Here is a 9,602-nt window from a genome sequence, read left to right on the forward strand (position 1 = left end):
GCGTTCCTGTCCAGTCCGTCTCCCAGTCGGTGTCTGTCGGGTCCCGGGCGGTGTTCGTCGAGTCTCGATTGCCCGGCCGTCTCTCGACGTGTTCGCGGGACATAGTCACGTTCCCGGTGCGTCGTTCCAGAGGTCGACGTGCAGCCGCGGCGTGTAGCGGTAGCCGTGCTCCAGCGCCAGCGTCGCGGTGAGTTCGCGGGTGTCCGCCAGCCGTTCGCGAGTCGTCCCCTCCGGCATCAAGAGCACGTCACGGTTCCGGATCCGGGCGCTGGTCACGGACCGAAGCTCCTCGACGAGCGCCTCGATCTCGGCGAGATCCGCTCGCCCCGTCACCACGAACTTGAGCTGGACGTCGTAGGCGTCGACGAGCGCGGCGAGCGACTCGCAGTCGAGCCGGTCCCGCTCGTGGCGGTCCCGCCACGTCCCGACCGCGGCGTCACCTCCGGCGGGTGGTCTCGTCTCGCTCGGCGTCGACGACGCGAGCTTCGGGCTGATCGAGACGAGGTCGATGGGTGCCTCGCGGTAGACCGTCCCGTTCGTCTCGACGGTCGTGTGGTAGCCTCGATCCGACAGCTCGGTCAAGAGCGGCTCGACGCCGTCGTGAATCATGGGTTCGCCCCCCGTGACGACGACGTGGTCGCCGTCGTAGTCGGCCACTCGAGCGGCGAGAGCCGCCACGTCGAACCAGCCGTGTGTCGGCTCCCAGGAGGTGTGGTACGAGTCACAGAACCAGCACCGCAGGTTACAGCCGGAGATCCGAACGAAGGTGCTGGGCACGCCGACGAGCGTCCCCTCGCCCTGCAGCGAGTGGAACACCTCGTTGATCGGGAGGGCGTCGGGGCCGACGGCGTCCGGCGCATCGAGCGTCGTGGTGTCCGCGTTGACGGGCATCGCGACTCACCGACCCGCACGGAGTTCGCCGGTCTCGGCGACCTCGACGGAGACGTCGGAGACGGTGTCCGGGAGAGCGTCTCGCAGCTGTCGTTCGAGGACCACGGCCATCACCTCGGCGGTCGGTGGATGCTCGAGGACGATCACCGCGTCCCCGTCGCCGGACCGCTCGAACGCCTCGACGAGCGGGTCACCCTCCTCGAGCAAGAACCGGTGATCCCACCGGTCGACGATCGCGGTCACCGCACCCTTGTCGACGACCCACCCCTCATCGGTGAGTTCGCCCCGGACCGTGACCGAGATCTCGTAGTTGTGTCCGTGTGGGCGCGAACACTTCCCGTCGTGGTGCTGGATGCGGTGACCCGAGCTGATGCGGATCGGCCGATCGTAGCCGACGTGGAGGAGCCGCTCGCCGGCCGAGGAGAGGTCGATATTCTCGGAATCCTCTTCGAGTACGCTTCGTGGCATATCGTGAGATGAGCGAGGGTCAGTATAAGCGTAGTCCTTCGCCCGAGCGTGCGACCGCCCTCGACCACGATCACGCCGGCGCGCGGCGAACAGAGCGGGGAGAGGCGGGAGCGTCCGAACCCGGCTGACGAGCGGTTCACCTTTAAGTGTCCACCGGTCAAGTGGTACTGACGACAGGAGTCGACCGACCATCGCCGGTCGACGGCCACGTCCGTCCGCCGCCATCATGTGTCGAGAACTCAACCGGGAACCGATCTGGGTCGCCACCATCCGACTCGCGTTCACGCAGGGGTGGGCCGACGTCGACAGCGTGGCCGCGGAGGCGAACCTCGTCCCGGGACGCGAGAGCACGGTCACGGACGTCCTCCAGACGATGTGCGAGCGCGACCTCCTGGTCGAAGCACCGGACTTCGACGACAGCGGCCGGTATCTCGTCGGGCCGGTGCTCCGCCGGTCGGCCCCGTCGCCGAAGGGGGTCGAACGCCTCTCGCGGCGGGGTGTCCACCAGTGGGAGCGGCCGCCGGCGGACGACTGACGCCCACGGACGCGGTCGGCCGACCCGGGCGTCGACTCAGTCGAGCGCGTCGAGGTCGGCCGGCGTGTCCACGTCGCGCCTGACTCCGGGGTCGCCCGTCTCGACCAGCGCCGAGCGGTCGCCCCGACGGAGGACGTGACGACCGCCCCGGTCGCCCGAGACGGCGACGAGGGCGTCGAAGTGTGTGCGGTCGAACAGCACGGGGTTCCCCCGTTCGCCCGCGACGGCGGCCGCGAGCGCCGTCCACCGGTTCCCCTCGTACACGTCGACGAGCGCCCGGACGCTGGCCGGATCGACGCGGGGCATGTCCCCGAGGGCGAACACGGCCGCGTCGACGTCGGGACCGAGCGCCTCGACCCCCGCACGGACGGACGTCGCCTGCCCCTCGCGGTAGGCGTCGTTCTCGACCACCGTGACCCCGACTCCGTCGAGCGCCGTCGCGACGCGGTCGCCTTCGTAGCCGACGACGGCGACGACCGGATCGAGTCCCGCGTCGAGGAGCGTTCGCGCCGCGTGACGGACGAGCGGTTCGCCGTCGAGCGTCGCCAGCAGTTTGTTCGCGTCGCCGAACCGCGATCCGGTGCCCGCGGCGAGGAGGACGCCGGCGACCCGCGACCGTGGCCGATCCCCGGCGTCGGCGTGTCGCTCGTCGGCACCGTCGTCGACGACGCTGTCGCCCGCTCCGGTCACGCTCCCGGGCGGGTCGACGATGGGAAGGCCGGCTTCGTCGGTCGCGTCGGTCGCGTCGGTCACGTCGGTCTCACCGGTCTCGTCGATCCCGTCGGTCGCGTCGGTGTCGTCGGTCGTCCGCCCGGTCATCGCTCGACCGCGTCGTACGGGACGACGTCGACCGGAGAGCCGGCGTCGAGTCCGGTGTCGGTCACGACGAAGCCGTCGGCGCGGGTCGCACGCGTACTCGACGAGAGCACGCTCGGATCGAACGTCTCGTCGTACACTTTGAGTGGGGAGTCGACGTGACCCAGGGGGAACGCCTCGACGAGTTCGCCGGACGCGTCGTCGCCCGAGAGCGTCACCGGGACGACGTAGTCGAACCCCGGCGCACCGATCTCGAACCCCCGTTCGAGCGTCGCCCGAACCGTCGGCAGCCGCGTCTCTCCGACGAAGAACGGTCGGGCGACGAGCGTGGTGACGGTGTGGGCACCGACCGGTTTGCCGGGGATGGCGAACGCCACCGCGTCGTGATCCGGGAGTCGAGCGACGGCGATGGGTTTGCCCGGACGGAGTCGAACGCGGTGAAACAGTACCTCGCCGAGGTCCGACAGCGCCCGGACAGCGTAGTCCTTCTTTCCGACGCTCGTCCCGCCGGTGGTGACGACCACGTCGTATCGCTCGGCGAGTTCGGACACACGATCGCGGACGACGGCGTAGTCGTCGGGGACCGTCCCCTCGTAGGTGGCGTCGTGGCCCCACGAGTCGACGAGCGCGGCGAGCATCGGCGAGTCGAGATCCGTGTGTCGCCCCTCGTGGATCTCGGTGCCCGTCGCGAGCAACGCCACCGAGACGGGTCGGTGGACCTCGCACGTCTCGTGGCCGAGATCGCGGAGGAGAATCGCGTCCCGCGGGGAGAGCCGCTCGCCAGCCGAAAAGAGCGTCTCGCCCGCGGTGACGTTGCTGCCGCGGCGGTAGACGTACGTCCACGGAGTGAGCGCCGGACCGTGCAGTCGTTCCTCGTCGTCGACGGTCTCGACCGTCGCCTCCTCGCGCTTGAGGACGGCGTTCGCTCCCCGGGGCAGGGGTGCGCCGGTCGCGATGCGGACCGCGTCGCCGGCGTCGAGCGGGGGCGGGTCGTCCTCGGGGTAGACGGAGACGTCGCGGAGGCGGAGCGGGTAGTCGTCCGTCGCGTCGAAGGCGAAGCCGTCCATCGTCGCGTGCGACCGCGGCGGCTGGTCGTCGGGTGCGACGATATCGGCGGCGAGCGTCCGTCCCGCGAGGTCGGCGAGCGGCACGGTCTCGGTCTCGCGGTCGGCCAGCGCCGCCCCGCGCAGCGCGTTGACCCTGGCGGCGGCGGCGGTTCGGGAGAGCATCACGTCGTGGGGAGGGTCCCCGTCGGGGCTGTCGTCACCGTCGGAACTGCGTGTCACGCCGGTCGGGTTAGACGGGGGCCGTGTTAAGTCCTCTCACGAGGCCGGTCGTGATCGACGGTCGACCGACGACGGACGGGAATCGTCCGAACGCTCGGCGTCACGGAGAGACGTCCAGCGCCGCCGCGACCGCCGCGAGCGTCGTTCGGAGGTCGTCGTCGGCCACGCCGTCGGCCCTGATCGAGTAGTGGACGAGCCGCACCATCTCGCCGTCCGGTGCCGACGCGCCGCGGTGGTCGGTCCGTTCGGCGGCGAACGGGGCCGCCTCGAGCGCCGCACGGACCGCCGTCTCGGTCGCGTCGGGGATCCTGAGCTGCACGCCGAGTCGGCGGGCGGGCGGTGCCCAGACGACCCCACTGCGGTTGAACGCGGTCACGAGGCTGTCGTCGCCGAGTCGAGCAGCCGTCAGCGGGTGGAAGAAGTCGACGACGCACTGTCCGCCCGCCTCGGTCCGGCGCGGTCGGACGGGAGCGTCCCCGAGCAGCTCCTCGACGAGTTCGAAAAACGGCGTACAGTCCATACACCCGCTTCGCCGGAGGCGACCTAATACCGATGGTCGGCAGTGGTCGGCGGCTGATCGCGTGCCACTGCTGGGTGCTCCGGTGGGACAGTTGCGCCGACAGCAAGGTTGATTGTCCGCCGTTACTATGCTCCCTCAAGGTATATTCTATGGGAAAACTCACCGATACTAAAGTCTCCGAAAAGAACCTCACCACCGTCCCGAAGCCGGTCAGGAACTTCCTCGACGTCGGTGAGGGGGACCGGATCGAGTGGCACGTCGAGGACGGCCACGTCATCGTCCGCAAGGCCGACACCCCGGTCGACGGCTGATCGGGGCGGTTCGGTCCCGGTACGTGGAGTGGACACCGGGCCGTTCGGCGCGCTCGACTCTCGTCGTTTCTGATTATTCGGTGACAGCATACTCCCCGGTTTATCAGAAACTTTTATGCGAGTGGGTGAGAGTGACACGGACGAGTCTTAGGGCTCGCATAGGAGTCAGTACTTAAATGGAGTTCAGCGGTGAATTCGAACTGGACGGCGTATCGCCGGAGGACGCCTGGATCGTCCTCTCGGATCCGATCGCGGTACGAGACGCGCTCAAGGGCTGTCGGTACATCACCAAGATCGAGGACGGCGACTTCAACTTCGACGACTACGAGCCGGACGAGGACGTCGAGACGCTGCCGGACGCGGATCCCGAAGCAGTCGCCGCGCGCGCCTTCGAGGCGGGCGGCGTCTACGCCGCGCTGATGCAGGTCGGGGTCGGGAGCGTCAAACCCCGGTTCGAGACACGAGTCACGATCGAAGAGCGCGACTTCCCGCGGATGGTGGCGACCGGCGGGGGGGACGCGTCGGGCAGCAGCTTCGAGATGGAGTCGTGGATGGAGATCGAGGAGACCGACGACGGCTCCATCGTCAGGTGGGGGACCGAGGCGGACGTCTCCGGGCGGATCGCGCAGCTGGGCGGGCGCGTGATGAACCCCGTGGCGGACAAGATCGTCTCCAACTTCTTCGGCAACATCCAGAAACAGATGACCGGCTTCGAGGAGAGCGAGAAGTCGGCCGGCATCCGTGACCGACTGAGCGGGCTCATCTGATCATGAAGGCCGCACAGTTCGAACACCACGAGCCGAACACGCTGGAGGAGGCGGTGAGCCTCCTCGACAGTCTCGACGAGCCGACCATTCTCGCGGGTGGACAGAGCCTCATCCCGATGATGCGCTTCCGGCTGGCGCGCCCGGCGACCGTCGTGGATCTGAACCGCATCGACGACCTCGACTTCCTCACGGAGGAAGACGGCCACCTCCGGATCGGCGCGCTCTGCCGGCACGTCGACGTCGAGGAGTCCGAGATCGTCGCCGAACGCTACGGGAGCTTCGCGGATGCGGCTCCCCTCGTGGCGGATCCGCAGATCCGCAACCGCGGCACGGTCGTCGGCAGCGTGGCGCAGTCCGACCCGAAAGGTGACTGGGGGACCGTCCTCCTGGCTCACGACGGCGAGGTCGTCGCCGCCGGGCCCGACGGCGAACGCGTCGTTCCCGCCGAGGAGTTCTTCCTCCTCCCGTACGACAACATGCTGGACGAGACGGAGCTGATCACCGAGCTCCGCGTCCCGATCCCCGCCGACGGGGAGGGGAGCGCCTACCACAAGCTGAAGCGGAAGGTGGGCGACTACGCGATGGTCGGCGTCGCCGCGCGCGTCGTCCTCGAGGACGACGTCGTCACCGACGCCGGCATCGCTCTGACCGCGGTCGACATCACGAACGTCTCGGTGCCGGACGCGGCGGCCGTGCTCGAGGGCGAGACGCCGTCCGGAGCGCTGTTCAAGCGGGCGGGCGAGATCGCCGCCGACGCCGCCAACCCGGAGTCGGACGAACACGGGAGCGCCGACTACAAGGAGAACATGGTCCGGGTGCTGACCCAGCGAGCCCTCGCGGACGCCGTGGAGCGTGCGACCCAATGAGTACGAAGGATATCACCATCACCGTCAACGGCACCGAGCGCGAACTGAGCGTCGAACCCCGACGGTTGCTGGTCCACGCCATCCGCGAGGACCTCGACCTCACGGGGACACACATCGGCTGTGACACCGGCAACTGCGGGGCCTGTACTGTCTACCAGGACGGCGAGGCGATCAAATCCTGTCTCATGTTCGCCGTCCAGGCCGACGGGAGCGACGTGACGACGGTCGAGGGCATGCAGGACCTCCCCGAGGCGGGGATGGGCCGCTCCGACGACCTCCACCCCATCCAGGAGGGGTTCCGCCAGATGCACGGTCTGCAGTGCGGCTACTGCACCCCCGGCATGATCATGGCGGGGAAAGCCCTCCTCGAGAAGGACAGCGACCCCTCGGAGGCGACGATCCGCGAGAACATCAGCGGCAACCTCTGTCGTTGTACGGGCTACCAGAACATCGTCAAATCCATCCAGTACGCCGCGGACGTGTTCAACGACCGCGAACCGCCCGAATCGCCCGTCGAGAACCCCGATTCCGGCGGGACGGCCGCCGCGGACGGTGGCGTCGACTGTGGCACCGGCTGCGGCTGTGACGCCGGGGTCGATCTGGACCGCGAGTATCCGGCGGACACCGCCGGCGACGGAGGGGCCGAGCGATGAGTAGCGAGACCGAGAAACCGGACGCGAAGTACCGCCACGACGAGGACGGCGGTCCCGACCCCGAGGCCCACCACGGCCACGGTCGCGGCGGGATGGGCGAGGAAGTCAAGCGGAAGGAGGATCGGCGCTTCATCACGGGCCGCGGCAACTACGTCGACGACATCAAGAAGGAGGGGATGCTCCACTGCGAGATCGTCCGCAGCCCCCACGCGCACGCCTACGTGAAGTCGATCAACAAGGACCGTGCGCTCGCCGTCGACGGCGTCGTCGCCGTCCTCACGGCCGAGGACCTCGCGGAGTACGACCTGGCGACGATGCCGACGCTGATGGACGACACCCAGGACGTCCTCGTGCAGGACAAGGTGAAGTTTCAGTCACAGGAGGTCGCCGCGGTCATCGCCACCGATCGCTACATCGCCAAGGACGGCGCGGAGAAGGTCGAGGTCGACTACGAGACGCTCGACGCGGTCGTCGACGCACGGAAGGCGCTCGAACCCGACGCCCCGCTGGTGAGAGACGACATCGAGGGCAACGACTCGAACCACATCTTCACCTGGGAGACGGGCGACGAGGCGGCCACCGAACGGGCGTTCGCGGAGGCCGACGTCACCGTCGAACAGGAGATGTACTACCAGCGGATCCACCCCGCGCCGATCGAGACGTGCGGGTGTGTGGCCGACTGGGACACCGCCAACGAGAAGATGACCGTCCACCTGACCTCGCAGGCACCCCACGCCCACCGGACGCTGTTCTCGATGGTGTCCGGCATCCCCGAACACAAGGTGCGGATCGTGAGCCCCGACGTCGGCGGCGGCTTCGGCAACAAGGTGCCCATCTACCCCGGCTACGTCGTCGCCGCCGCGGCGTCGTACGTCATCGGCCAGCCCGTCAAGTGGATGGAAGAGCGTTCGGAGAACATCCAGACGACCCACTTCGCGCGTGACTACGAGATGACCGGCCGGGTCGCGGCGACCGCGGACGGAATCATCCAGGGCATCGACGTGGAGGTGCTCGCGGACCACGGCGCGTACAACGCCGCGGCCCAGCCCTCGAAGTTCCCGGCGGGCTTCTTCAAGATCTTCACCGGGTCGTACGACGTCCCGGCCGCCTACTGCACGCTCGACGCGGCCTACACGAACACCGCACCCGGCGGCATCGCCTACCGGTGTTCGTTCCGGGTCACCGAGGCGGTGTACCTCGTCGAGCGGATGGTGAAGGTGCTCTCGCAGGAGCTCGACATGGACCCCGCCGAGATCCGGCGGAAGAACTTCATCCCGAAGGAGGCGTTCCCGTACGAGTCGGCGACGGGCTGGACGTACGACTCCGGCGACTACGAGCGCGCGCTCGACAAGGCGCTCGACGCCGTCGACTACGAGGGGCTGCGCGAGGAACAGCAGCGTCGGCTCGACGCGGACGACGACCGCCTGCTGGGGATCGGCTTCTCGACGTTCACCGAGATCGTCGGTGCCGGCCCCGGCAAGCAGTGCGACATCGCCGGCGTCGAGATGTTCGACTCCGCGGAGATCCGTGTCCACCCGACGGGGAACGCCACCGTTCGCATCGGCGTCCAGACGCAGGGACAGGGCCACGAGACGACGTTCGCGCAGATCGTCGCCGAGGAACTCGGGTTAGACGTCGACGACATCACCGTCGAACACGGCGACACGGACACCGACCCGTACGGGCTGGGAACGTACGCCTCCCGGTCGACGCCGGTCGGCGGTGCGGCGACGGCGGTCGCCGCACGCAAGGTCAGGGAGAAGGCGAAGAAGATCGCCGCCAACGAACTCGAGGTCGCCGACGAGGACGTCGTCTGGGACCGTTCCTCGGGGGCGTTCCACGTGACGGGCGCACCCGACCGGTCCGTGACGATGAAGGAAGTCGCCTTCGCCTCCTACACGAACTCACCGGCGACCGAAGAGCCCGGCTTGGAAGCCGTCGACTACTACGATCCGCCGAACATGACGTTCCCGTTCGGGGCGTACGTCTGCGTGGTCGAGGTCGACCGCGAGACCGGCGAGGTCGACATCAGGAAGTTCTACGCGCTCGACGACTGTGGGAACCGGATCAATCCGATGGTCATCGAGGGGCAGGTTCACGGCGGCCTCGCGCAGGGGATCGCCACGGCGATGCTCGAGGAGGTCACGTTCGACGACAACGGCAACGTCACGGCAGGGGACTTCATGAACTACCTGCTCCCGACGGCGATGGAGATCCCGCACATGGACACCGACTACACGGTGACGCCGTCGCCACACCACCCGATCGGCGCGAAGGGCGTGGGCGAATCTCCCACGGTGGGGTCGCCGCCGGCGATCGTCAACGCGGTCGTCGACGCGATGGCGCACGCCGGCGTGCGCCACGTCGACATGCCGATGACGCCCGACCGGGTCTGGTCGGTGCTGAACGACGCGGGACTGGCGCTCGACCCGGCCGACCGGTTCGAGTTCGACTTCGAGACGGACGGCGCGGAGGCCGACGACTGACCA

General features: G+C 68.7%; 11 protein-coding genes. 6 read left to right on the forward strand and 5 right to left on the reverse strand.

Annotation, left to right across the window (positions count from 1 at the left end):
• Positions 1–105: 105 nt before the first annotated feature.
• Positions 106–891 (reverse strand): 7-carboxy-7-deazaguanine synthase QueE, encoded by a 786-nt coding sequence (locus FZP69_RS14645; protein WP_152042140.1) that lies wholly within the window; start codon positions 889–891, stop codon positions 106–108.
• Positions 892–897: 6 nt separating this feature from the next.
• Positions 898–1,359, reverse strand: coding sequence for a 6-pyruvoyl trahydropterin synthase family protein (locus tag FZP69_RS14650; RefSeq protein WP_152042141.1), 462 nt, complete (start codon positions 1,357–1,359; stop codon positions 898–900).
• A gap of 226 nt (positions 1,360–1,585) precedes the next feature.
• Here FZP69_RS14650 and FZP69_RS14655 point away from each other — a divergent pair, with 226 nt between their 5' ends.
• Complete coding sequence (locus tag FZP69_RS14655) at positions 1,586–1,894, forward strand: hypothetical protein (RefSeq protein ID WP_152042142.1); 309 nt, start codon at positions 1,586–1,588, stop codon at positions 1,892–1,894.
• Between the two features lie 36 nt (positions 1,895–1,930).
• Here FZP69_RS14655 and FZP69_RS14660 read toward each other — a convergent pair whose 3' ends face one another.
• From FZP69_RS14660 to FZP69_RS14670, 3 genes are all read right to left on the reverse strand, one after another.
• Positions 1,931–2,713, reverse strand: a complete 783-nt coding sequence (locus tag FZP69_RS14660) for a nucleotidyltransferase family protein (protein ID WP_152042143.1) — start codon at positions 2,711–2,713, stop codon at positions 1,931–1,933.
• Positions 2,710–3,939, reverse strand: coding sequence for a molybdopterin molybdotransferase MoeA (locus tag FZP69_RS14665; RefSeq protein ID WP_152043394.1), 1,230 nt, complete (start codon positions 3,937–3,939; stop codon positions 2,710–2,712). Before FZP69_RS14665 ends, FZP69_RS14660 begins: the two co-directional genes overlap by 4 nt.
• A gap of 157 nt (positions 3,940–4,096) precedes the next feature.
• Positions 4,097–4,516: a hypothetical protein gene (locus FZP69_RS14670; RefSeq protein ID WP_152042144.1), complete on the reverse strand. Its 420-nt coding sequence runs from the start codon at positions 4,514–4,516 to the stop codon at positions 4,097–4,099.
• Between the two features lie 149 nt (positions 4,517–4,665).
• Here FZP69_RS14670 and FZP69_RS14675 point away from each other — a divergent pair, with 149 nt between their 5' ends.
• The 5 genes from FZP69_RS14675 to FZP69_RS14695 all read left to right on the forward strand — a co-directional run bounded on the left by FZP69_RS14675 (position 4,666) and on the right by FZP69_RS14695 (position 9,599).
• Complete coding sequence (locus FZP69_RS14675; protein WP_152042145.1) at positions 4,666–4,827, forward strand: AbrB/MazE/SpoVT family DNA-binding domain-containing protein; 162 nt, start codon at positions 4,666–4,668, stop codon at positions 4,825–4,827.
• Positions 4,828–5,003: 176 nt separating this feature from the next.
• Positions 5,004–5,594, forward strand: coding sequence for a CoxG family protein (locus FZP69_RS14680; RefSeq protein WP_152042146.1), 591 nt, complete (start codon positions 5,004–5,006; stop codon positions 5,592–5,594).
• Positions 5,595–5,596: 2 nt separating this feature from the next.
• Positions 5,597–6,460: an FAD binding domain-containing protein gene (locus tag FZP69_RS14685; RefSeq protein WP_152042147.1), complete on the forward strand. Its 864-nt coding sequence runs from the start codon at positions 5,597–5,599 to the stop codon at positions 6,458–6,460.
• Entirely contained in the window at positions 6,457–7,113 is a 657-nt protein-coding gene (locus FZP69_RS14690; RefSeq protein WP_152042148.1) for a (2Fe-2S)-binding protein, read from the forward strand. The genes FZP69_RS14685 and FZP69_RS14690 overlap by 4 nt, the downstream gene beginning before the upstream one ends.
• Positions 7,110–9,599 carry an aerobic carbon-monoxide dehydrogenase large subunit gene (locus tag FZP69_RS14695; RefSeq protein ID WP_152042149.1) on the forward strand — a complete coding sequence of 830 codons (2,490 nt, stop codon included), beginning with the start codon at positions 7,110–7,112 and terminating at the stop codon, positions 9,597–9,599. Before FZP69_RS14690 ends, FZP69_RS14695 begins: the two co-directional genes overlap by 4 nt.
• Positions 9,600–9,602 lie beyond the last annotated feature (3 nt).

The organism is Salinigranum salinum (assembly GCF_009176545.1).
Taxonomy (GTDB): Archaea; Halobacteriota; Halobacteria; order Halobacteriales; family Haloferacaceae; genus Salinigranum; species Salinigranum salinum.

Coding starts and splice junctions, on each gene's coding strand:
- FZP69_RS14645 (WP_152042140.1), bottom strand. CDS start 891: ATGCCCGTCAACGCGGACACCACGACGCTCGATGCGCCGGACGCCGTC.
- FZP69_RS14650 (WP_152042141.1), bottom strand. CDS start 1,359: ATGCCACGAAGCGTACTCGAAGAGGATTCCGAGAATATCGACCTCTCC.
- FZP69_RS14655 (WP_152042142.1), top strand. CDS start 1,586: ATGTGTCGAGAACTCAACCGGGAACCGATCTGGGTCGCCACCATCCGA.
- FZP69_RS14660 (WP_152042143.1), bottom strand. CDS start 2,713: ATGACCGGGCGGACGACCGACGACACCGACGCGACCGACGGGATCGAC.
- FZP69_RS14665 (WP_152043394.1), bottom strand. CDS start 3,939: ATGCTCTCCCGAACCGCCGCCGCCGCCAGGGTCAACGCGCTGCGCGGG.
- FZP69_RS14670 (WP_152042144.1), bottom strand. CDS start 4,516: ATGGACTGTACGCCGTTTTTCGAACTCGTCGAGGAGCTGCTCGGGGAC.
- FZP69_RS14675 (WP_152042145.1), top strand. CDS start 4,666: ATGGGAAAACTCACCGATACTAAAGTCTCCGAAAAGAACCTCACCACC.
- FZP69_RS14680 (WP_152042146.1), top strand. CDS start 5,004: ATGGAGTTCAGCGGTGAATTCGAACTGGACGGCGTATCGCCGGAGGAC.
- FZP69_RS14685 (WP_152042147.1), top strand. CDS start 5,597: ATGAAGGCCGCACAGTTCGAACACCACGAGCCGAACACGCTGGAGGAG.
- FZP69_RS14690 (WP_152042148.1), top strand. CDS start 6,457: ATGAGTACGAAGGATATCACCATCACCGTCAACGGCACCGAGCGCGAA.
- FZP69_RS14695 (WP_152042149.1), top strand. CDS start 7,110: ATGAGTAGCGAGACCGAGAAACCGGACGCGAAGTACCGCCACGACGAG.